Raw genomic sequence first — 22,616 nt, 5'->3', positions numbered from 1 at the left:
TGCCACCGCCCATGTCTGACGCCAGCACCACTCCCATGATGAAGCAGTACCTCGCCATCCGGCGCGAGCTGCCAGAGGATGTGCTGCTCTTCTTCCGCCTGGGGGACTTTTACGAGCTCTTCTTTGAGGACGCCAAGACCGCCTCCCCCATCCTCAACGTCGCCCTGACCAAGCGCAACGGCGTGCCGATGTGCGGCGTGCCGCATCATTCGTCACAAGGCTACATCGCCAAGCTCATCAAGGCGGGCAAGCGCGTGGCCATCGCCGAGCAGACCACCGATCCCGTGCCCGGAAAGATCGTGGAGCGTGCCGTCTCGCAGATCCTCAGCGCAGGCACGATCAACGACCTGAACCTGCTCGACTCAAATCGTGCGAACTACCTCGCCGCCGTGTTTCGCGAGGGGAAAAAACTCGGCCTCGCCTATGTGGACCACACCACGGGTGAGTTTGAAGTGGCCGAGTTCAAGGACACCACGGAGCTTGTCGATGAACTGGAGCGCCTGCAGGCCAGCGAGCTTCTCTACAGCGAGGACCAGCGTGAACTCATCGACGCTCTCGGCAGCCCGGCCTGCGCGCAATCCGTGGAAGGTTATCTTTTCCTCTTGGATCAGGCACAGCACAGCCTCACGCAGCATTTCAAAGTGCAGTCTCTGGATGGCTTCGGCTGCCAGGGACTCAGCGCCGCCATCTGCGCTGCAGGCTGCATCCTGCAATACCTGCAGTTTCAGCTACGCCGCAGTGTGGAGCACATCCAGCGCATGCGCCATGCGCAGACGAGCGATGTGGTGCTGATCGACGCCGCCAGCCAGAGCCATCTGGAACTGGTGACGGCACGCGGTGGCAGCTCGCACACGCTGCTCAGCGCACTGGACCGCACCTGCACGCCCATGGGCGCTCGCAAGCTCCGCCACTGGGTGCTGCATCCGCTGCGGGATCTCGATACCTTGACGCAGCGGCAGGACATGATCGCCGCGCTGCTGGATGAGTCCGTCATCTTCAGCCAGATCCGCACCCTGCTCAAAGAAGTGCGCGACCTCGAGCGCACCAGCTCCCGCCTCAGCCAGGGCAGCGGCAATGGCCGCGATCTCCTCATGCTGGCCTCTTCTCTCGAAGTCGTGCCCGCCCTGCGCACCGCGCTGGAGACCTTTGGCAGCCCCGGTTTCAACCTGCTGCTGGAGCGCCTGCACGACCTCACCGCCATCTCCCAGGAAATCCAGCGTGCCATTGCGGATGAGCCGCCGATGCAGATCAAGGAGGGCGGTGTCTTCCGCGAGGGCTGGCTGCCCGCACTGGATGAACTGCGCAATGCCTCCACCCTCGGCCGCCAGTGGATCGCCGACCTGCAAAACCGCGAGATCGAGCGCACCGGCATCAAGAGCCTCAAGATCAAATACAACGCCGTCTTCGGCTACTTCATCGAGATCACCAAGGCCAACGTGGGCAGCGTGCCGCCGGACTACCACCGCAAGCAGACGACGGTGAACGGCGAACGCTACATCACCGATGAGCTCAAGCGCATGGAAGACAAGATCCTCGGCAGCGAGGAGCGCAGCAAGGCGCTGGAGTACGAGGAGTTCCTCGCGCTGCGCGGCCGTGTGCTGGAGCATCTGGCACACATTCAGGAAACCGCCGAGACCATCGCCATTCTCGATGCGCTGGGCTCGCTTGCTGAAACCGCGCGCCTCTTCAACTACACCCGCCCCGTCCTCAACGAGACGCGCAACCTCTTCATCCGCGAAGGCCGCCACCCGGTGCTGGACCAGAACCTCACCAGCGGCGAGCGCTTCGTGCCGAATGACATCACGCTTGAGCCCGAGGAGAGCCGCCTCATCCTCATCACCGGGCCAAACATGGCCGGTAAGAGCACCTACCTGCGCATGACGGCGCTGCTCACGCTCATGGCGCAAATCGGCAGCTATCTGCCAGTGCACAGCGCCGAGGTGGGCCTGGTGGACCGCATCTTCACCCGCATCGGCGCCAGCGACGACATCGCACGCGGGCAGAGCACCTTCATGGTGGAGATGAACGAGACCGCGCTCATCCTCAACAACGCCACCGAGCGCAGCCTCGTCATCCTCGACGAGATCGGCCGCGGCACCTCCACCTTCGACGGCCTCAGCATCGCCTGGAGCGTGGCCGAGCATCTGCACGACAAAGTGGGCGCCCGCACCCTCTTTGCCACCCACTACCACGAGATCACCGCCCTGGCCCAAAGCCGCAGCGCCGTAAAGAACTACAACGTGGCCGTCAAAGAGTGGAACCACCAGATCATCTTCCTCCACAAGATCCTCCCCGGCTCCGCCGAAAAAAGCTACGGCATCCAGGTGGCGAGACTCGCGGGGCTGCCGGAGAATGTCATCGACCGCGCCAAGGAGGTGCTGCAGCAGCTTGAGGCGGGGCATCAGCCTGCGGAGAGCGTGAAGGAAGTCCCCGTCGCCACCAGCGTGCCTGCCAAGACGAGGAAGAAGGTAGTGAGTGATGAGGACAAGGGGCAGATGGTGTTGTTTGGGTAGTAGGATGCCATTTCTGGCTTTTTGACCATGAGCACAGAATCCATAACCTATCTCTACGATGTCATCACAGACGTCGCATCTCCGCTGCCACCGTGCAAATTGGAGGCTCCTGGCGGGGAGCTCCTGCGCTTAATAGTCAAAGGAGAAGTCACGGACTGCGACTGGCAGAAACTGGCCGAGTGCGCAGCCAGGTATAAAAATGTAACTATAGTCTACAGCGTGAGGCAGGGCGTAAGACTGGACCTCTGCTTCTTGAAATTTTTCTCCAACATCCATGAAGTATGTCTACACAGTCATTGGTATGCGAAAGCAACGGGCTTGGAAGAACTGGACCACCTCCCAGACGATCTGGAAAAGCTGACCCTGAGCGTGAACAACTCTAAGCTCAGCCTTGGCCTGGTCAAACGGCTGAAGAATCTCAAAGATCTTCAGGTGACGGGCACGCTGGCCGATATGGAGGTGCTGGCCGGGCTGGGCAAACTGGAGAGCCTGCTGCTGAACACGAGTACCTTGCCAGATATCGCCATTCTTGGCAGCCTCAAAGGCCTGAAAAAAATCAGCGTCTACCACGGAAGCAACTCGGACCTTAGCGTGCTGGGAGGGCTGCCAAGGCTTGAAGATGTCTTTTTGTGGCGGATTCGCGGTTTGTCGAGTCTCGACTGGCTGGCGGAACTGGTGCCGCTTCAGCAATTGGAGATAGGAGGGCAGATTCAGGTCAGGGACATTCCACCACTCAAAAAACAAACCAAACTTCGCCGGGTTCGGATGGATCAGATGAAGGGGCTTACATCGCTCTCTTGGCTGGCAGCGGCAAGCGGGCTGGCTGAAGTGCATCTTTCGGCCATGGATCAGCTGACTGTGGACGATTATCGCTGTCTAGTCGGCCATCCCGCGCTCCAGCGTCTCACTTCAGGATTCAAATCAAGGAAAAAGAAGTTGGCCGTTGCCGAGATGACGGAACTTCCAGACGTCACCTACCCGCAACTAAATTTGAGAGAATTCTGAGTTACGTGGATGAGGCATTCACCAGACTGCTTGCCAGAAGTGGTTGAACATCTCGCACTTGATCTCTTTACATTGGCAAGTGCTGAAGCGGGAGAGTCTGGGCAGGGCATGGAGCGGAAACCCCCAGCAACATTGCTGCCGCCGCTCCGTTTAACTGCCCCACCACCATGCGTACGCTTCTCCTTCCTTTCCTCCTCTCGTCACTCGCCTTCGCGGATACACCCAAACTTCCTGGCATTGGCGAGGCGATGCAGAAGATGATCGCCAAGGGTGAGGTGGCGGGGGCGGTGACGGTGGTGGCGAAGAAGGATGGGGTGCTGCACCTGGAAGCGAACGGCATGGCGGACATCGAAAAGCAGAAGGCCATGAGCGTGGACTCGATGGGCTGGATCGCCTCGATGACCAAGCCGATCACGGGCACGGCGATCATGATGCTGCAGGATGAGGGGAAGCTGAACATCGCGGACCCGGTGGCGAAGTATCTGCCGGAATTTGCCGCGCTGAAGACGCCTTCGGGCAAGTCGGCGAATCTCACCATCACGCAAATTCTGACGCACACCTCGGGCCTCGGTGAGGCGAAGGGGCCGAAGGCAGACGAAGCGCACACGCTGGCGGATCTGGTGCCCATCTGGCTGGCGACGCCGATGCAGTTTGAGCCCGGCGAAAAATGGCAGTACTGCCAGTCCGGCATCAATGCCGCATCACGCATCGTGGAGGTGATCAGCGGGATGACGTTCGACGAGTTTTTGCAGAAGCGCCTGTTTGATCCGCTCGGCATGAAGAACACCACCTTTTATCCCACGGATGCGCAGTGGAGCACCGTTGCCACCGGCTACGCGAAGAACAAGGAAACCGGCAAGCTGGAGGCCGTGCCGCCACGTGCCGACTTCGGCAAACGCGGCCGCCCGCCGCAGGGCAATGGCGGCCTGTATTCCTGCGCGAAAGATTACACCCGCTTCTGCCGGATGCTTCTCAATGGCGGCACGCTGGAGGGCAAACGCATCCTGAGCCCCGAGGCGGTGAAGATTCTCTCATCGGTGCACACGGGCGATCTGCCCTGCGGCTTCTTCCAGAAGCCCGAGTTTGGCAGCCACGGCAAAAACTACGGCTGGGGCATCGGCACCTGCGTGCTGAAGGAACCGCATGAAGGCCTGGCCACCATGCTTTCTCCCGGCACCTTCGGCCACGGCGGCGCCTGGGGCACGCAGGCCTGGATCGACCCGAAGAAGGAGGTGATCTACGTACTGATCGTGCAACGCGCCAACTTCCCCAACAGCGACGCCAGCCCCGTGCGCGAGGCGTTTCAAAACGCGGCGGCGAAGGCGCTGGGAAAGTGAAGAAGACTCATCACCTCTAAGATGCTGAGTTCAATGGTCAGCTCTCTTCAAACAGTCCTTGCGCATGACGTTTAAAATCCATCGCGTCATGCAGCACACGGGCGATCTCCACTTGGTCGTTCTTCACGCGGAACAGGATGGCATGCCTGCCAGCCAGGCAAACACGACAGTCTGGATGAAGCTCGGGACGACGACGCCAGCGGGCCGGGTCGGCGGCGATGTTCTCAAAGGTCTCCCATAGCATGGCCAGATAACGGGTCTGCCTGCTCAGCATCCCAAGCGCGAATGGTATAGTCATCGATGGCCTCAAGGTCTCCGATGGCTGCGTGGGCCAGACGGAAGATCATGCAGCCTGCCTGCGGCTGCGAAAGTGGTTCATAAAGGCTTCACGATCCATTTCAAGGGAGTCTCCTTGATCCAGTTGGTCAAAGCCCACCGCAGCCTCCTGGCGCAGGATCTCAAGCGCTGTTTCACGCGAATCCATCTGCCGCAGTGCCTCGCGTACAACATCTCCCGCATCCTCATACTTCCCTGTGGCCAGCTTCCTGGCTAGAAGAGCATCCAAAGCCGGTGGTAGGGTGATGGTCATGGTGGCAAAGTTAACATCTGGCTTCCGAGATGCAACCGGGTCCAGAGCCCCCGGCACATGCCCCGCTACCGCCGCTGCAGCGACTTCTCCACCAGCCCCTCGTAGATCTTGCGGCGCTCGTCCAGCCCCAGCCCTTGGTTGCGGTAGTTGAACATCTGGCGGTTGATGTCTTCCCGCTGGGAGGTGCTGAGTCGGGAGAGCTTGGCGACCATCTCAGGGGGCGGGGCTTTGGGGTAGCCGTCGGATGAGAAGCCCTCCTTGTAGTTTACGGCGGCGGATTTGGCCTCGTTCATCTGAGCGGAGCTGATGGCCGGAGCGCTGCCGCCACCCGAACTGCTGCCTGCCTTTGACTTCGCGGGCCGAGGCGGAGGCTTCTGATAACGCACGGAGATGACCTCGCCGCCGGGGATCTGGATTTTGGCGGACCATGTCTGCATCTCCTCGCTGCGACCGCCCACACCGACGAGCTGCCAGCCCTGATAGTTGGGCGTTTTGGAGACGACGTGAGACTCGAAGGTCTTGGTGTCGAGCAGCGTGGCATAGACATCCTGCTGAAACTGCGCGACGCCGGTGAGGATGAGCGAGTCCGAAACACCCAGGGAGCGGGTGAAGGGGGAATTGGTCACGAGGGCGTCAAAGTCCTCCATGTGCACCGCACGCGGGATGGCGCCATCGTCTTCCGCCTGCTGCGCCTGGGGCATGGCCTCTGCGGCGGGCAGCCTGGCGGCGGCGAGGCAGCAACCCAGCATGAGGAGCGGGAGTACCGCACACAGCCGCCGGGGGGCATGCGCGTTTTTCTCCTGGAGCAGACGACTCATGGGGGGAAGTACGGCGGGGACGCGGAGGAACGATCATCCAGGTAGCCGAAAATCTGACACTCCCCCTGACATGGGCTTCGCCGCCAGCGTGGCATGCCTGCCAAAGGCGAAACTTCTCATGCAAGGAATCCGGCGCCCGCTAGTTTAGCAAACACGCCATCAACCGACACCTCCCCATGCCTACACGCCGCCACTTTCTGCACACCGCCCTCGGCTTTGCCGCTCTGCCACAGCTCACGCATGCGGCCTCTCCCGGCGGGGTCAGCCTGGGTTTCAGCCTGTATGGCATGAAGACGCTGACGCTGGCAGACGCGCTCAAAACGTGTGCGGAGATCGGCTACTCCAATGTGGAACTGGCCTTGAATGCCGGCTTTCCCACCGAGCCCAAGGTCTTCACTCCTGAAGCGCGCAAGGAGGCCGTGCAGCAGCTCTCCGCCCTCAAGCTGGAACTGCCCTGCCTCATGGTAAACATCAGCCTCACCGCCGATGACACGGCCCACGCGCTGGCCCTGCAAACCATCCGCGATGCCGCACAGGTCGCGCGCGACATGAATGCCGCCAAGCCTCCCATCATCGAAACTGTCTGCGGTGGCAAGCCGGCGACGTGGGAACAGCAGAAGGCCGGCATGGTGGAGCGGCTGCACTCCTGGGCTGAAGTGGCGGAAAAGGAGAAGGCCACCATCGCCATCAAGGCGCATGTGGGCAGCGCGGTGAACTCCCCCGAACGCCTGCTCTGGCTGCTGGAGCAGGTCAAGTCCCCCGCCATCCAGGTGACGTATGACTACAGCCACTTTGAGCTGCAGGGCATCGACATGGAGGAAAGCATGAAGCTGCTGCTGCCGCGCACCCAGTTCATCCACGTGAAAGACGCGAGCGGAGACGCTGCCAAGTTTCAGTTCCTCCTGCCCGGAGAAGGAAAAACCGACTACGTGAAGTATTTCACCGCCCTCAAGCAGCACGGCTACCACGGCCCCGTGGTGGTGGAGGTTAGCGGGCAGATCTTCAGCAAGCCCGGCTATGATCCGGTGGCCGCGGCGAAGAAATGCCACGTGGCGCTGGCAGGTGCGCTGGCGAAGGTGGTGTAATCCTTGCCCCTTCTTTTTGGATCCGCGCTTTCCTTTGTCAACCTGCCCACTTTTAATTCGACCCCATGACCCGAAGCTCCTTCCTCAAATCCACCGTGGCCGCCAGCGGCCTTGCCAGTGCTGTTCAAACCCTGGCCGCCGCCGATGCTCCAGCCGGTGCCGCACGCGAGTATTTTGAAATCCGCAAATACACCCTGAAAAGCACGGAGAAGCAGGCCGTGCTGGAGGCCTACCTGAAGGACGCCGCCATCCCTGCGCTGAACCGCCTGGGTGTGAAAAACGTGGGCGTGTTTCTGCCAGAAAAACAGGAGGGCTCCCCCGTGATGTATGTGGTGCTGCGCTACAGCTCGCTGGATCAGATGGCAAAAACGGTGGAGCTGCTTTCAGACACCGCGCTGCAGCAGCAGGGCGCGGCCCACCTCAATGCTCCGGCCACGGATGTGGTCTTTGACCGTGTGGAAAGCTGGCTGACGCAGGGCATCTCCGGCATGCCTGCCATGGAGCTGGCCGCCAAGGGCAGTCAGGTGTACCAACTCCGCATCTACGAGAGCCCGACGGAGAAAACGGCGAAGAAGAAGATCGAGATGTTCAACATCGGCGAGCTGGAGATCTTCAAGCGCAGCGGCCTGAACGCCGTCTTCTTTGGCGAGACCATCATCGGCCCGCTCATGCCCAACCTGACCTACATGCTGAGCTTCAGCGATGCCGCCGCCAAGGACAAGGCCTGGGGCACCTTCCGGGTGGACCCAGACTGGACCAAGCTCAAGACCACGCCGGGCTTTACGGACAAGGAGATCGTCTCCCGCATCACCAACATCGTGCTGGTGCCTGCGCCCTATTCGCAGATCTGAAGAGCCGGAAGACCGCTCCCGGCTCTTCGAGTTTTCACGGCTAGGATTTCTTCGCCTTTGCCAGCACGCTTTCCAGCGTTTTGGCAAAGTCTTCGGTGGAAACGCCGCCGACCTGTTTGCCGATTTCTTTTCCGGCAGCATTGAGAAACTCAATGTGCGGAATGCCATTGACGCCGTATTTGCTGGCGACGCCTTCATTGCGAGGATCGTCGATGTCGAGGTAGGCCCAGACGAATTTGTCGTGAAAGGCCTTCACCTCGGCGCTGGGATAGACGTCATGTTTCATGGCCTGGCAGGGCGGACACCAGGCGGCGGAAAAAATCAGCACGACCGGCTTGCCAGATGCTTTCGCGGCGCTCATGGCGCCGGTGCTGCTGTCTTGAAAGGGCGGGCTTCCTTTCGGAAAATCGCTGGCCAGGGCGAGGCTCGTGACGGCGGCGAGAACTAGGAGGATGGTTTTTTTCATGCGTGTTTGGGGGGGTAACAGAGGTACGATTTCTGAGATGTGCCGGCAGCGATTTTTATTCCCAGAATCTGGGTGCTGCGAAAAAATCGCCCGTTGTTTCCAGGAGCCCGCATACCCTTCATGGACACCCGATGGGCATTGACTTGCCATCAGAGCGACCTAAGCGGTGCGCCATGAGCAGCTTCCGACTTCCGGCACTTCTGGCCTGCGCCTCACTGTCACTCGCTTTTTCGCCTCACCCGGCCACGGCCAATGAGGCGTTTTTTTCGAAAGATGGCAGCACGGTGACGATGGGGCTGGGAGGCAGAGGTCGCACCGGACTGGTGCAGGTGGACGTTGCCACCGGAAAGATCACACAGGCCCCGCTACCGGCGGAGCTGAAGGATGAGAGCATCGAAAGCGTCGCCGCGGGCAGCGACGGTGAAACGCTGTTTCTTGCCAAAGAGGGCGTGTGGGTATGGACGCCCGGTGCCGCCACGCCAGTCAGGCGCGTCTGCACCACCGCACCCGTGGTGGGAGCCACGGACCTTTTTGTGGCCACCGCTCCCGGAACGCCGCTGAAGGACTGCCTTTTTGTCTGCGGCAATGAAACGGCTGACGCGACGAGCATGGGGACTTTCTACGGCCGAAAACCAGGCGGCAAGCACGCCTTTCTGCCCATCTTCTGCCGGCGCGTGAGCGATGCCACAGGCGGTGCATTTTCGAGCGACGGCCGTTTGTTTTTCATCACCCAGGGAGATGTGTGGGAGGGCGGCATCGAGATGAATGATGACGCAGGCATGGAGCGGCTGGGAACGCTGGTCGGGGCACGCATCGCCCCGCTGGGCATCCTGAACACAGACGAGGCGAATGGCGGCAGCCTGTGGGTGGAGCATGTGGCCCCCGCAGGAAAGTGGATCTACGCCCAGCTGCGCGGACGCCACATGGCGGCGATCATGCGCCTGCCCATGCCTGCCAGGCCTCTCTATGCCCCGACGTCCGAGGATTCCCCCAGTTTGAAAGATCAGATCGATGCCATGTCCCGGTCGCTGAACCAGACAGAAGTGATCGCCGAGGACATGGAATTTGCCGCGGGCTTTTGCGCCACCGAGGTGCGTGGCAGGCCACGGGTGTTTTATTACGGTGATGCGGATGAAGACAAAGGCCTTGGCATGATGCTGTGGGAAGGCGCAGGCAAGCCACGTCTGATCGGCCATCTGCCCCAGGAATAGCCTTCAGCAGGCGATCAGATCCTTTGCAGAGCGGCCCGCTTATCAGTGCATGCCATGCCGACCGCCGTGGTGACGTCCGCTGCCGGAGTGGCCGCCCCCAGCCACCCCTGATGAAGCACCGCCAAAGCCACCGTGTGAGACACCGCCTGAGGGGTGGCCACCGGGGTGGGAGCTGCCGCCGAAACCGCCCGCCGAAGCTCCGCCATGCCCACCACCAAAGCCACCACCAAAGCCACCGCCGGAGTGATGCGTCGTGCCGCCGCCAAATCCGCCACCAAAGCTCCCGGCACTGCCGCCTGAAGAATGTGCAGCGCCACCGGAATGATGGGAGCTGCCGCCCAACGAAAACGGAGAGCCGGAAAAACCTCCGCCCGGGCGGCTGGTGGAGTGGTGCTGGTGATGGACAGAGGAGCCAGGTGAAGAGTAGCCGTGGCTGGAGTGCTGTGATGGAGCGCCAAAGAATGAAGCAAAGCTCGGCGAGGAGTAAGAGCGGTGTGAATAGCCGGAGGAGGGCCGTGAGGTGTAGCTGTTAAAGCTGCTGTAGGTCATGACCGGCCGCGAGCCGTAGCCGCCGCCATAGTAGCCGGACGGGGACGAATAACCGGAACCGTAGCCATAACCGGAAACGTAAGGGCCGTCGACACAGGAGGAGAGCGAAGCAGCGGCAGTCAGAGAGGCGAGCCAAAGAAGCGATGTGGTTTTCATGTTCCCCACTTCGGACGCATAGGCCCCGGGCTTATTCATTCGATTGTGGCATGCCGTGAGATGACTGCGCAGATGCAACATCACGAAAAACACTTCACCGCACCAGCTCGCCCGCCAGCGCAGTTGCTTCGGCTAGAAACGCCTCTGCCAGCGGTGAGAGGCGCCCTGTCCAGAGCGCGCCAAAGCACAGCATGGGGAAATCATCCAACGCGAGCACCCTCACGCTGGCCGGCAGCTCCATGCGCGGGTGGCGCAGCACCAATCCCGCACCGAAACCCTCCACAACGTAGCGCAGCACGAGATCGAAGCTTCCCACTTCGAGGCTGGGCAGCCATTCAAGACCACGCTGGCGCAAAGCGGACTGGAATGACCGCGACACCACATCTCTGGCCTCAAGGGTCACCAGCGGAAGGTCGATGCGGTCTTTTTCAAATATCTGCGCCGCCTTCGTGATGCCGCTTTTCTCCGGCACCAGCAGCGCCATTGGCAGCCGCAGCAGCTCGCGCGACTCGATGTTGGCGGTGGTTTTTTCCGTGAGCGTGCCAAACCCAATGTCCACCTCCTGCGCGGCCAGCAGGGTCTCGATCTCCTGCTGGCGCCCATGGGTGAGCGTGAAATGAAAGCCCTTCACGCGCCTTCGCATGCGCACGCACAGCTCGGGCAGGTAGTCACGCTGCACGACCTCCGCCGAGGCGATGCGCAGGCGGTTTTCGCCGCCGCCGCGCAGGCGGTCGGCCATTTCGCTGAGGCCGTCGAAAAAGGGTGCGATGAAATCATAGAGCGTCTGCCCCTCCCGTGAAAGCTGGAAGGGCCGCCGCTGGTACAGGGTGACTCCCAGCGCGTCCTCAAGCTGCAGAATCTGCGCACTGATGGCCGGCTGCTGGATGCCATAAGGCATGGCCCGTGCCGCCGCACTCACACCGCCATGGTGTGCCACATAATAAAAAAGTTCGAGGTGATGGACATTCATGCCGCCGACAAGGCTATACCGTTTGCCCATGATGCCACGTGGAAATATTCCTTTCTCGCGGATGCGCGGCTTACGCATCCATGCTCTTTTTTGGGCTTCGCCCCTCGGGCGTCACATTCATTTATGAAACCGCATCTGCTGCTGCTCGTCCTGTGCCTGTCCACGGCTGCCGGGAGCGCCGAAACCAGCGCCGAGCCCAAAATCGGTGATGTGGGTCCGGCCATTGATGTCTCACCGTGGTCGTTCCAGCGGCAGGTGCAGTTCAAGCAAGCCGGAGTGATCATGGTGGAGATCCCGCCGGAAGTCCTGGCTCGTGCGGCCAATGATCTGCACGACATGCGCGTGGTGCGCGACGGCCATCAGCTTCCCTTCATTGCCACCAAGCCTGGCGTGGAACGCGAGATGGAAGTCCCCATCGCGGAAGTGTCCGGCGCACAGGGACCCACATGGTCCGCATGGGAGCTGCAGATGCCGTATCCCAACTTTCCCGCCAGCGAGCTGCTGCTGGAGTCCCCCACGGCTGTATTTGCACGCACGCTCGTGGTCTCAGAGCAGCGTGAGACGGAGCAGGGGCGTTTTGAACGCATCCTGAGCCAGACAAACTGGCAGCGCCAAAGCGGCCAGCCCGCAGGCACTTTTCATCTGGGTCTTTTCTCGGCCCCACGTGCTGGCTCGATCCGTATTGCCACGGACAACGGCAGCAATCCGCGCCTGAAGATCACCTCCGCCCGCGTGGTGTATCCAGTCGTGCAGCTGCTTTTTCGTGTACCGGACACCACGCCAGTGCATCTCTGCTATGGCAACCAGGGCGCCCCCTACACGCGCCATGATCTCCAGTTCTCGCGTTTTGAATATGAGACCGCCTCCCAGGTCGCCGCGACGCTCGGCACCGAGGAGCGGCTGGCCGGTTCTGCCGTCGGCTCACGCCTAGCATCAGGCAGCAGCCCCTGGCTCTGGTCCGCGCTGGCACTGGCCGCAGGCGCACTGCTCTGGCTGGCGGCAAAGAAGCTGCCAAAAAGGAAGGCAGGAGGAGGATGAGAACGGGGGCTTTCCCTTGAAGCCCCTCCTTGCAACCCCCGCCTGCATGCGGACGTTATCCTTGTACCACCAACCATGAGCGAAACGTCTGCCCAGCCCCCCAAGTACACCAACGCCCTCGCCAAGGAGCGCTCTCCCTACCTGCTGCAGCATGCCCACAATCCGGTGAACTGGCTGCCCTGGGGCGAGGAGGCTTTTAAAAAAGCCAAGGCCGAGGACAAGCCCATCTTTCTCTCATCCGGCTACTCCACCTGCCACTGGTGCCATGTGATGGAGCGCGAGTCGTTTGAGAACGAGGAGACGGCCAAAATCATCAACGATCACTTCATCCCCATCAAAGTGGACCGCGAGGAGCGCCCGGACGTGGACCTGACCTACATGACCTATGTGCAGGCGGCGAGTGGGCACGGCGGCTGGCCAATGAATGTCTTCCTCACGCCCGAGCTGAAGCCCTTTTACGGCGGCACCTACTACCCGCCGGAAAATTCGCCGGGCCGCATCGGCTTCAAAAACCTGCTCAATGAGCTGCACAAGGTGTGGACGGAGGACCGCAAGGGCATCGACGAACGTGCCGCGCGCTCCGTGGACAAGCTGCAGGAGCATCTCGACAACGAGAACACCTCGCTGGCGGACATCAATCACGAGACGCTGGTGCAAAAGGCCTACGATGACCTCTCCGGCTCCTTCGATTATCATGAAGGCGGCTTTGGCAGCGCTCCCAAGTTTCCGCGCCCCACCACGCTGAACCTGCTCATGCGCGTGCACCGCATCCTGGCAGAGCGCAAAGACAATGACCGCCAGTCCGAGAGCGTATGGGCCATGGAGATGACGGTGAAAACGCTGCGCGGCATGGCCAATGGCGGCATGCGCGACCACATCGGCGGCGGCTTCCATCGCTACAGCGTGGACGGTTACTGGCACATCCCGCATTACGAAAAGATGCTCTACGACCAGGCGCAGCTGCTCAACGCCTACACCGAGGCCTGGCAGCTCACGCAGAACGCGCTGTTTGAAAACATCGTGCGCAGCACCGTGGACTATGTGAAGCGCGACCTGCGGCACCCGGAGGGTGGCTTCTTCTCCGCCGAAGACGCCGACAGCCTGGCCACCACCGATGCCGAGCACAAAACCGAGGGCGCCTTCTACGTGTGGAAGGCTGCCGAGATCGACGAGGTCCTCGGCAAGGAAGACGGCAACATCTTCCGCTATGCCTATGGCGCGCGCCGCGATGGGAATGCACGTCCAGAGAGCGATCCGCATGGCGAGCTCAAAGGCCTGAACACCCTCTACCGTGCCGTCTCCTTCAAGAAGACCGGGGAGTACTTCAAGAAGTCCCCGGAGGAGGTCAAAGTCATCATCGACCGGAGCATCGCCAAGCTCTATGAGGTCCGCGCCAAACGTCCGCGCCCGCATCTGGACGACAAAGTCATCGCCGCCTGGAACGGGCTCATGATCTCCGGCCTCGCCCGTGCCGGAGCCGCGTTTGCCGATGCGGGAATGATCAAACTGGCCGCCGGTGCCGCGCAGTTCCTGCACGACCAGCTCTGCACCACACCCGGCAAGGAGCTGCACCGCTCCTGGCGCGAAGGCGTGCGCGGTCCGCGCGCCTTTGCCATCGACTACGCCTGTCTCATTCACGGCCTCATTGATCTCTACCAGGCCTCCTTTGATGTGAAGTGGCTGCAATGGGCCGCTGCGCTGCAGACCGAGATGGACACCCACTTCCTCGACACGAAAGACGGCGGCTACTACAGCGTGCACACTGACATGCCAAACAGCGTGCTGCGCATCAAGGAAGATTACGACGGTGCCGAGCCTTCGCCGAACTCGCTGGCGGCGCTCAATCTGGTACGGCTGAGCGCGCTGCTGGCCAAGGATGAGTGGAAGAAGGAGGCGGAGAGGATTTTTGCGCTGTTTGGATCTACGCTGCAAAGCAGTCCGTCATCGGTGCCGGTGATGGCGATTGCTTTTGATCTGCACCACCGTGGCAAGCAGCAGATCGTGCTGGCGGGAGATGCGGGAAGCGCGGCGTTCAAAGAGCTGGCCGCGAACGTGCAGCGGCGGTTTTTGCCGACTGCGGTGATTCTCTGCGCCGATGGCGGGGCCGGGCAGCAGTGGCTCGGCACGCAGAATGAGGTGCTCGCGGGAATGAAGCCGGTGGATGGACAGGCTGCGGCGTATGTGTGCCGGGATTTTACGTGTCAGGCACCGGTGACGACGGCGGAGGGGCTGGAGAGGGTGCTGGGGAGATGATAAAATAATATCTGCTCACTCTTTTTCCTCATTAACCACTGCAAGCATTTGATAAATCTGCTCGCAGAAAGTTAAGATTTCACCATATCGCTGAAGAGTAACCAAAAAACCAGTATTAATCATGTCACTAAGGGCCACTGGCGGCATGAATTTTTGAAGCTCTGGAAAACGGGTTAGAACCAAGGTGCGTAAAGAATTATAGTCGTCTCCAAATGTTTGCGATGGAAATTGGCTGCGTTCTTCTGGAGAGAGCTTCGAAATTGCTTTGGTAAAGCCTAGCGTTTTAGAGATCAACAGTTGTACATCTAGTCCATCAGTATTCATGAGGCTTCTTTTTTGTAATGCTCAATTTCGTTTTCCAATAACCGTTCCAACTTGGTCTCATATCCCGCTATCCTTCGTTCTAATTTGGTCCGTAGCTTTGCTTCAGCAATTGTATCTCCCTCTCCTATTCGGTCCAAGATTCGTCGCTGAGCTTCGATGAGCAAGTTTAATGAATCTAACCGGCTTCTCGTCTCTGCGGCTCTCAACTGAGCAGTCAAAGCCTTGGCAGACTCCTGCTGCGCAATTCGAGAAAGCTCGATTTCCATGCGTTGCTCTTTCAATTCCTGATATTGAAGAACGATGGCGAAAATAACGCCGAGAAACGCCAACCCCGAGAAAAGGGCATTCACCGCACCGAACATGTCTCCGAATGTGCCGGGGTTGGATGACCCCCATGTGATTAAAAATCCGGATAAGGCCCATAATGCAACAATAATTACAATTCCCCAGATAGCCGCTCGTTTGAGCTGTTCTGCTGTAGGATGTTTTGGCTCAGAACTCATCAAATGGACTACAAACAGCTTTGGATCCTTGGCTAGAGGCAAATTCCACTTCGTAGCGCTTTCTTTTCATCATCCCGAGCGCCTATTTGCCACCACGGGGCGTATCGCTACTCTCGCACCCTCATGTCTCGTGCCGCTCCAAAATCCGCCGCCAGGAAGTCTCTCGATGATGTCATTCGCATTCGCGGGGCGCGGCAGAACAATTTGAAGGGGATCGATCTCGATCTGCCGCTGGGGAAGCTGAATGTGATCACGGGGCCGAGCGGCTCGGGGAAGTCATCGCTGGCTTTTGACACGATCTATGCGGAAGGGCAGCGGCGCTATGTGGAGACATTCTCTCCCTACACGAGGCAGTTCTTTGAGCGCATGGACAAGCCGAAGGTGGACGCCATCGAGGGCATCCCGCCGGCCATTGCCATCGAGCAGGTGAACAACATGCGCAGCACGCGCTCGACGGTCGGCACGATCACGGAGATCAATGACTACCTCAAGATGCTCTTCCCGCGTCTGGCGGAGGCGACGTGCCCGTCCTGCCAGCGGCCGGTGAGGCCGGAGTCGCCGGAGAGCATTCTCAACGAGCTGCTGAGCGGGCATACGGGCAAACAGGCGCTGATTCTGTTTCCTGTGCCGGTGCCGAAGAACACGGTGACGGCGGACTTTGCCGCGTTTCTACAGTCGCAGGGTTTTCTGCGCGTGTGGCTGTATGGGAATGTGATTCGTCTGGATGATGAGGACGCTCTCAAAGGCCGTAAGCTGCCCGCTCAGGTGCTGGTGGTGCAGGACCGCATCGTGCTGGAAACGAAGCAACGCGCTCGTGTGAGCGAGGCGCTGGAGGCCGCGCTGCGCTACGGCAAGGGAAAGGTGGCGGTGAGCATCGACGATAAGACGCTGCACTTTTCCACCGACTGGAGTTGCGCGGATTGCGGCATCACGCTTCCTGCGCCGACGCCGGGGCTCTTCAGCTTCAACAGCCCCATCGGCGCGTGTCCCACCTGCCGTGGCTTTGGCCGCACGCTGGGCCTGGACATGCGCAAGGCCATTCCCGATGAGTCGCTGAGCATCAATCAGGGGCTGGTGCGCCCGTTTCAGGGCAGCACGTATGGCGAATCCCAGCTCGATCTGGAGCGTGCGGCACGCAAGCGCGGTGTGGACATCCACAAGCCGTTTGAGGATTACTCAGCGGAAGACCGCAAGTGGCTCATCGAAGGCACACGGGATGATCCCGAGGAGGCCTACAACCGTGGCGAGTGGTACGGCGTGCGCGGGTTTTTCAAATGGCAGGAGTCACGCAGCTACAAGATGCATGTGCGCGTCTTCCTCAGCCGCTACCGCGCCTACACGGAGTGTGGCGACTGCGGCGGCGGGCGCTTGAAAAAGGAGGCGTACAATTTCCGCATCGGCACGCACACCATCGCCGACCTCTCGCGCCTGCCGGTAAGCGAGCTGCATCCACTGGCGCTGTCTTGGCCGATCAAGGAGAGCGACCACGTGGCCACCATGTTGCGCGGAGAGATCGTCAGCCGTCTCAGCTACATGGACCGCGCGGGCCTGGGCTACCTGAATCTGGACCGCCAGACGCGCACATTGAGCGGCGGCGAACTGCAGCGCGTAAACCTGACGACCTGTCTGGGGGCCTCGCTGGTAAACACGCTCTTCGTTTTGGACGAGCCCAGCATCGGCCTGCATCCGCGCGACATCGGCCGCCTCATCGGCGTGATGGAGGGCCTGCGTGATAAGGGCAACACCCTGCTCGTCGTGGAGCACGAAGAAGCAGTGATGCGCAGCGCCGACAACCTCATCGACATCGGCCCCGGCCGTGGCGAAAAAGGCGGCGAGCTGGTGTACAGCGGCCCGCTGGAGAAGCTGGGTGCAAAGGTGAAGTCGCTCACCGGGGATTACTTGTTTGGAAGAAAGAGCGTGCCGGTGCCGGAGAAGCGGCGCACGATTTCAAAGCCCTCTGCGCAACCAGCAGATGAAGTTCCCGCCAAAAACAAGGGTGGTCGCAAAGGAGTGGCTGCAAACCCAAAGCCTGGAACTCTCTCCATCCACGGCGCGCGGCAGAACAATCTCAAGAAGCTGGATGTGGACATCCCGCTGGGAGTTTTCTGCTGCATCACGGGTGTGAGCGGATCAGGCAAATCCACGCTGGTGCATGAGGTGCTGTACCGAAACCTGCAGCGCCTGCGTGGCGAGGTATGCGAGGAGGAGCCGGGGCAGGTCAGCAAGATCTCAGGTCACGAAAAGCTGCATCAGGTGGTGATGGTGGACCAGTCGCCGCTGGCACGCACGCCGCGCTCCACACCTGCGGTGTTTTTGGGCGCGTTTGATCACATCCGAACGCTTTTCAGCGAAACGGAAGATGCCAAGGCGCAGGGCATCATGCCCGGCTTCTTCAGCTTCAACTCCGGCGAGGGGCGCTGCGAGCGCTGCGCGGGCAATGGCTTTGAAAAGATCGAGATGCAGTTCCTCAGCGACCTGTATGTGACCTGCCCCGAGTGCGAGGGGCGGCGCTACCAGCCGCATGCACTCAAGATCCTGCTGCATGGCCGCAGCATTCACGACGTGCTGGGCATGACGGCAGAGGCCGCCGTGGAGTGGTTTGGCAGCCCGCTCTTTGAGTCTTCCAAGAAAGCAACGCAGATCGTCACGCAGCTGCGCCTGCTCAATGAGGCCGGCCTCGGTTATCTGAAGCTTGGCCAGCCATTGAACACGCTCTCTGGTGGTGAAGCGCAGCGCCTCAAGCTCATCGGGCACCTCATTGAAAACCCCGCAGGTACTTCTGCGGGCAGTCTGCTGCTGCTGGACGAGCCCACCACGGGCCTGCACTTTGACGACATCGCGCTGCTGGTGAAGCTGATGCAGCGCCTCGTGGACGAAGGCCACAGCCTGCTCGTCATCGAGCACAACCTGGAGGTGATCAAATGCGCCGACTGGGTCATCGATCTCGGGCCGGATGGCGGCGAGGCGGGCGGCACGCTCGTCGTCGCGGGTACGCCGGAAGAGGTGGCGGAATGCAGTGCGTCACATACCGGCACATATCTCAAGCAGGTGCTTGGCTCCGGGTCTGTCGTTCGGGAAACACCCCGTGCGAGCATTCCACAGCGGGCTCAAACACGGACAACGAACACCATCAGCATTCGCGGAGCCCGCGAGCACAATCTGAAAAACATCTCGGTGGATATTCCGCGTGATGAATTTGTGGTGGTCACGGGGCTGAGCGGGTCGGGCAAGTCCTCACTGGCGTTTGACCTCATCTTTGCCGAGGGGCAGCGGCGCTTTCTGGACAGCATGTCCGTCTATGCGCGCACGTTTGTGGAGCAGATGGAAAAGCCGGAGGTGGACCTCATCACGGGCGTGCCGCCAACGGTGGCCATCGAGCAGCGCATCTCGCGCGGCGGTGGCAAGTCCACCGTGGCCACCGTCACGGAGGTGTATCATTTCCTGCGCCTGCTCTTTTCCAAGCTGGGCACGCAGTACTGTCCCGCCTGCAGCGTGCCGGTGAAGAAGCAGAGCGTGCAGGCCATTCTGAAAACGGTGCAGCAGCACCTGCGCAGCGGTGGCGGCCACCTGATGGCGCCGCTGATCAAGGCGCGCAAAGGCTTCCACACTGACGTGGCCGAAAACGCGGCCAAGCACGGCATCGAGACGCTGCTGGTGGATGGTGAGTTCCGCGACACGATGGGCTTCAAGAAGCTCGAGCGCTTCAAAGAGCACACGATCGACGCGGTCATCTCCCTTTTTTCCAAAGAGGACGATGCCGACCAGCTCCGCACCCACATCGAGGCCGCGCTCAAAATGGGCAAGGGCACCATCAAGCTGCGCATCAATGACAAGACCACGCACGTGCTCAGCACGGAGATGAGCTGCCCCTCCTGCGGCCTGTCCTTTGAAGAGCTGGACCCGCGCCTCTTCAGCTTCAACAGCCCGCACGGCTGGTGCAAAGACTGCCGCGGCTTTGGCGTCACCGGGCACAGGAGCGACCACAGCGACCGTGCGCCAGATGTCTCCGTGCTGGAGGCGGAGCTGGAAGAGGAGCGCCGCTTTGCCAGCGCAGATGACGAGCAGGAAAAACCACGCGAGATCTGCCCGAGCTGCCAGGGCAGCCGCATCAATGAGATCGGCCGCGCCGTGCAGCTTCAGGGCACGCGCATTCAGCAGTTCGCCGGACTCACGGCGGGAGACGCGGGCAGGCTGCTGGCCAAATTAAAATTTGAAGGCACCGAGGCCATCATCGCGCGGGATATTGTGAAGGAGATCGCGCAGCGCCTGCAGTTCATGCAGGAGGTCGGTCTTGGCTATCTGCAGCTCAACCGCAGCGCCGACACGCTCAGCGGCGGCGAGGCGCAGCGCATCCGCCTTTCCGCGCAGCTCGGCAGCAATCTGCGCGGTGTCTTGTACGTGCTGGATGAGCCCACCATCGGCCTGCATCCGCGTGACAACGAGAGGCTGCTCGACACGCTGAGCGCGCTGCGGGACAAGGGCAACTCCCTGCTCGTGGTGGAGCACGACGACGAGACGATGAAGCGTGCGGACACCATCCTCGATCTCGGGCCTGGCGCGGGCAAGTTCGGCGGGCAGATCGTGGCACAGGGCACACTGCCGCAAATTTTGAAGAACAAGCACAGCGTCACCGGCGCCAGCCTGCGCACCCCCATGCAGCATCCGGTCCATGGCAAGCGCCGCCCCCTGCCTGCGGCCAAGTCCAAGGACGGCTGGCTGCACCTGACCGGCGCCACGGTGAACAATCTGAAGGACGTGGATGTGTCCTTCCCGCTGGGCCGCCTGACCGTGCTCACGGGCGTCAGCGGCAGCGGCAAGAGCTCGCTGATGCATGGCGCTCTCTCACCTGCGGTGCGTGAGAAGATCAGCAAGACCAAGCAGAAGTTCACGAAGACCTGGAAGAGCCTCACTGGCTGCGAAAACCTGCAGACCGTGCATGAGGTGGATCAGTCCCCCATCGGCAAGACCAGCCGCTCCTGCCCCGCCACCTACGTGGGTGTGCTGGATGACATCCGTGCGCTCTTCGCCCAGGTGCCGCTGGCGCGTACGCGTGGCTACACGGCCAGCCGTTTCTCCTTCAATACTGAAGGCGGTCGCTGCGAGACCTGCGGCGGCAATGGCGAGATCAAAGTGGAGATGGCATTCCTGCCCACCACCCGCGTGCACTGCGAGACCTGCAACGGCCAGCGTTTCAACGCCTCCACGCTGGAGATCGAGTACAACGGCAAAAACATCGGCGATGTGCTGCGCATGAGCATCACCGAAGCGGCGGAGTTCTTCGCTTCCGTGCAGAAGATCGCACGCCCGCTCAAGCTGCTGGCGGACACCGGCCTGGGCTACCTCCAGCTAGGCCAGCCCAGCCCCACGCTCAGCGGCGGCGAGGCGCAGCGCATCAAGCTGGTGACCGAACTGCGCAGCGGAGACGGCCGCACAGCCAAGGAGCGGCTGAAGGGCATCACCGTGGCCGGAAAACGCAATCTGTATCTCATCGAAGAGCCCACCATCGGACTGCACATGCAGGACGTGGCACGCCTCATCGACGTGCTGCATCGCCTCGTGAATGAAGGCCACACCGTCATCGTCATCGAGCACCACCCCGACGTCTATGCCGAGGCCGACTACCTCATCGACATCGGCCCCGAAGCCGGGCCCGAAGGCGGAAAGCTCGTGGCAGCGGGCACGCCGGAGCAGGTGAAGAAGTGCAAGGCGAGCCAGACGGCGCGGTTTTTGTGATTTGTGCTGGCTGACTCTAAATTGAGATCACATCTTTGGCTCGATCAGAGGTAAAGAAGTGTATCTTTGTGCTTTTGGGAACCTTGTGCTTTCTCAAGATTTCCTTCACGATTTTGAGACTCTTTTCGCCATCAAAAATCATGAAATCCATGTAGCAGTTTTCGAACCCCGTGGCGCCGCCAATTGAGATGCCGCTGGCCGCCGTTTCGAAGGCTTCAATGATCTCATCTTCGATCTTGCCCCGACCATCGACTTCAGACCCCTTGGGGAAGAAGCTGGTTTGAACCGCGACAAAAACATAGTCCACCCCGATGCCAGATAGCGGATGTTCGCACGGGCCATGTGCCTCGAAGTAGCCCCGTAGAAGTCGAAAGCAACGTGACGATCCAGCTACGGTATCGCTGCGGAGCCATTCCGTTTCCTGCTCTTTCAGGTGATAGCTTGAATAGGTTTCTGTTGGAGGGCATTTTTTCCACCCATGCTCCTTTTGGACTTGGTCAATCATTTCAGGGAGCTCCGCAATGGGGATCGACTGTTTGAGCTGATCTTCGCTGAACTTAATCTCACCTATCCAGTTTTGAGTTCCGTGCTCTCCCAGTAGCTCGTCTAGCATCAGAAATAAAGCCTGCAAACGTGTGTGTTCCTCAAGCCGATGCATGGTTGGATGCCAGACAGCGATGTCTATTGCCTCGTCTTGAACATCGACGTAAGGAAAGACCCAGAATTCTTCAGGCTGGAAATTTTCTTTTTCATCCAACCGCAAAGTGAATCCTTTGGGCTCATCCGAAGCTTGGCGAGAGGCATAAAACGTCCATCCCTCAAGCCGGGGCGCTTGTTGCTGCCAGTATTCTGCAACGAACTGTTTGAAGATAATTCCCTCTCCTGAAAGCGTGAAAGAATGCCCCTGATTGTTTTCGCCAGGCCCAAACACCCATGCCATGCCGGTAAGCCAGCGATCGACGGCAGCGGAAACCTCGGACTGCAGGTCTGAACATCTTTTGTTTTCGATCGTTTTGTAGAAGCGGTCTGCGTTTTCCGCATACCAATTCCAAAACTCTGTGACCCGTTGTTTGAGCGTTGGGTTGGTATTCGTTGCTTTTTTGAAGGGCCACATGGCGCGGATCTTGCCGACAGGGTATCCTGTTCGCAAGAGCGATGGTTAAGTCTTTCAGCAGCTTGCATTCCCCCCGCTCCCACCTTTGATGCGGCCTAACT

The 22,616-nt window shown here is 60.5% G+C and carries 18 protein-coding genes; 9 read left to right on the top strand and 9 right to left on the bottom strand.

Going from position 1 to position 22,616, the window contains the following annotated elements; genetic code table 11:
• Window positions 1-11 precede the first annotated feature (11 nt).
• The 3 genes from mutS (at window position 12) to ACZ5WW_RS16355 (ending at window position 4,855) form a co-directional block, all read left to right on the top strand.
• A complete protein-coding gene (mutS, locus tag ACZ5WW_RS16365; protein WP_377166329.1) occupies window positions 12-2,513 on the top strand; it encodes a DNA mismatch repair protein MutS in 2,502 nt (833 codons plus the stop codon).
• 27 nt (window positions 2,514-2,540) lie between these two features.
• Window positions 2,541-3,518, top strand: coding sequence for a leucine-rich repeat domain-containing protein (locus ACZ5WW_RS16360; protein WP_377166331.1), 978 nt, complete (start codon window positions 2,541-2,543; stop codon window positions 3,516-3,518).
• Between the two features lie 167 nt (window positions 3,519-3,685).
• Window positions 3,686-4,855, top strand: coding sequence for a serine hydrolase domain-containing protein (locus tag ACZ5WW_RS16355; RefSeq protein WP_377166333.1), 1,170 nt, complete (start codon window positions 3,686-3,688; stop codon window positions 4,853-4,855).
• Window positions 4,856-4,892: 37 nt separating this feature from the next.
• Here ACZ5WW_RS16355 and ACZ5WW_RS16350 read toward each other — a convergent pair whose 3' ends face one another.
• From ACZ5WW_RS16350 to ACZ5WW_RS16340, 3 genes are all read right to left on the bottom strand, one after another.
• Window positions 4,893-5,129, bottom strand: a complete 237-nt coding sequence (locus tag ACZ5WW_RS16350; RefSeq protein ID WP_464694256.1) for a type II toxin-antitoxin system RelE/ParE family toxin — start codon at window positions 5,127-5,129, stop codon at window positions 4,893-4,895.
• A 69-nt stretch (window positions 5,130-5,198) separates the two neighbouring features.
• A complete protein-coding gene (locus ACZ5WW_RS16345) occupies window positions 5,199-5,444 on the bottom strand; it encodes a ribbon-helix-helix domain-containing protein (protein WP_377166337.1) in 246 nt (81 codons plus the stop codon).
• Window positions 5,445-5,509: 65 nt separating this feature from the next.
• Window positions 5,510-6,262, bottom strand: coding sequence for a hypothetical protein (locus tag ACZ5WW_RS16340; RefSeq protein ID WP_377166339.1), 753 nt, complete (start codon window positions 6,260-6,262; stop codon window positions 5,510-5,512).
• Window positions 6,263-6,438: 176 nt separating this feature from the next.
• Here ACZ5WW_RS16340 and ACZ5WW_RS16335 point away from each other — a divergent pair, with 176 nt between their 5' ends.
• Window positions 6,439-7,347, top strand: coding sequence for a sugar phosphate isomerase/epimerase family protein (locus ACZ5WW_RS16335; RefSeq protein ID WP_377166341.1), 909 nt, complete (start codon window positions 6,439-6,441; stop codon window positions 7,345-7,347).
• Window positions 7,348-7,412: 65 nt separating this feature from the next.
• A complete protein-coding gene (locus tag ACZ5WW_RS16330; protein WP_377166343.1) occupies window positions 7,413-8,198 on the top strand; it encodes an NIPSNAP family protein in 786 nt (261 codons plus the stop codon).
• Between the two features lie 40 nt (window positions 8,199-8,238).
• Here the strand turns inward: ACZ5WW_RS16330 and ACZ5WW_RS16325 are convergent, their stop codons facing one another.
• Entirely contained in the window at window positions 8,239-8,664 is a 426-nt protein-coding gene (locus ACZ5WW_RS16325) for a thioredoxin family protein (RefSeq protein ID WP_377166345.1), read from the bottom strand.
• A gap of 173 nt (window positions 8,665-8,837) precedes the next feature.
• Between ACZ5WW_RS16325 and ACZ5WW_RS16320 the strand changes: the two genes are divergently transcribed.
• On the top strand, window positions 8,838-9,875 hold the full coding sequence (locus ACZ5WW_RS16320; RefSeq protein ID WP_377166347.1) for a hypothetical protein: 1,038 nt from the start codon (window positions 8,838-8,840) through the stop codon (window positions 9,873-9,875).
• Between the two features lie 42 nt (window positions 9,876-9,917).
• Here ACZ5WW_RS16320 and ACZ5WW_RS16315 read toward each other — a convergent pair whose 3' ends face one another.
• Entirely contained in the window at window positions 9,918-10,580 is a 663-nt protein-coding gene (locus tag ACZ5WW_RS16315) for a hypothetical protein (RefSeq protein ID WP_377166349.1), read from the bottom strand.
• A 94-nt stretch (window positions 10,581-10,674) separates the two neighbouring features.
• Complete coding sequence (locus ACZ5WW_RS16310; protein WP_377166351.1) at window positions 10,675-11,580, bottom strand: LysR family transcriptional regulator; 906 nt, start codon at window positions 11,578-11,580, stop codon at window positions 10,675-10,677.
• A gap of 93 nt (window positions 11,581-11,673) precedes the next feature.
• Here ACZ5WW_RS16310 and ACZ5WW_RS16305 point away from each other — a divergent pair, with 93 nt between their 5' ends.
• Both ACZ5WW_RS16305 and ACZ5WW_RS16300 read left to right on the top strand, forming a co-directional pair.
• The gene (locus ACZ5WW_RS16305; protein WP_377166353.1) at window positions 11,674-12,588 is read left to right on the top strand and encodes a hypothetical protein; all 915 of its coding nucleotides are present in this window, start codon (window positions 11,674-11,676) and stop codon (window positions 12,586-12,588) included.
• Window positions 12,589-12,663: 75 nt separating this feature from the next.
• On the top strand, window positions 12,664-14,841 hold the full coding sequence (locus tag ACZ5WW_RS16300; protein ID WP_377166355.1) for a thioredoxin domain-containing protein: 2,178 nt from the start codon (window positions 12,664-12,666) through the stop codon (window positions 14,839-14,841).
• A 15-nt stretch (window positions 14,842-14,856) separates the two neighbouring features.
• Here the strand turns inward: ACZ5WW_RS16300 and ACZ5WW_RS16295 are convergent, their stop codons facing one another.
• Both ACZ5WW_RS16295 and ACZ5WW_RS16290 read right to left on the bottom strand, forming a co-directional pair.
• Window positions 14,857-15,165, bottom strand: coding sequence for a hypothetical protein (locus tag ACZ5WW_RS16295; RefSeq protein ID WP_377166357.1), 309 nt, complete (start codon window positions 15,163-15,165; stop codon window positions 14,857-14,859).
• A complete protein-coding gene (locus ACZ5WW_RS16290; protein ID WP_377166359.1) occupies window positions 15,162-15,668 on the bottom strand; it encodes a hypothetical protein in 507 nt (168 codons plus the stop codon). The genes ACZ5WW_RS16295 and ACZ5WW_RS16290 overlap by 4 nt, the downstream gene beginning before the upstream one ends.
• Window positions 15,669-15,791: 123 nt before the next feature.
• Between ACZ5WW_RS16290 and ACZ5WW_RS16285 the strand changes: the two genes are divergently transcribed.
• Complete coding sequence (locus ACZ5WW_RS16285; RefSeq protein WP_377166361.1) at window positions 15,792-21,401, top strand: excinuclease ABC subunit UvrA; 5,610 nt, start codon at window positions 15,792-15,794, stop codon at window positions 21,399-21,401.
• Between the two features lie 16 nt (window positions 21,402-21,417).
• Here the strand turns inward: ACZ5WW_RS16285 and ACZ5WW_RS16280 are convergent, their stop codons facing one another.
• On the bottom strand, window positions 21,418-22,551 hold the full coding sequence (locus ACZ5WW_RS16280; RefSeq protein ID WP_464694160.1) for a hypothetical protein: 1,134 nt from the start codon (window positions 22,549-22,551) through the stop codon (window positions 21,418-21,420).
• Between the last annotated feature and the right edge of the window lie 65 nt (window positions 22,552-22,616).

This window comes from Prosthecobacter fluviatilis, assembly GCF_055388355.1.
The sequence above is the reverse complement of the archived record's forward strand: the minus strand, read 5'-3'. Positions and strand labels throughout refer to the sequence as shown.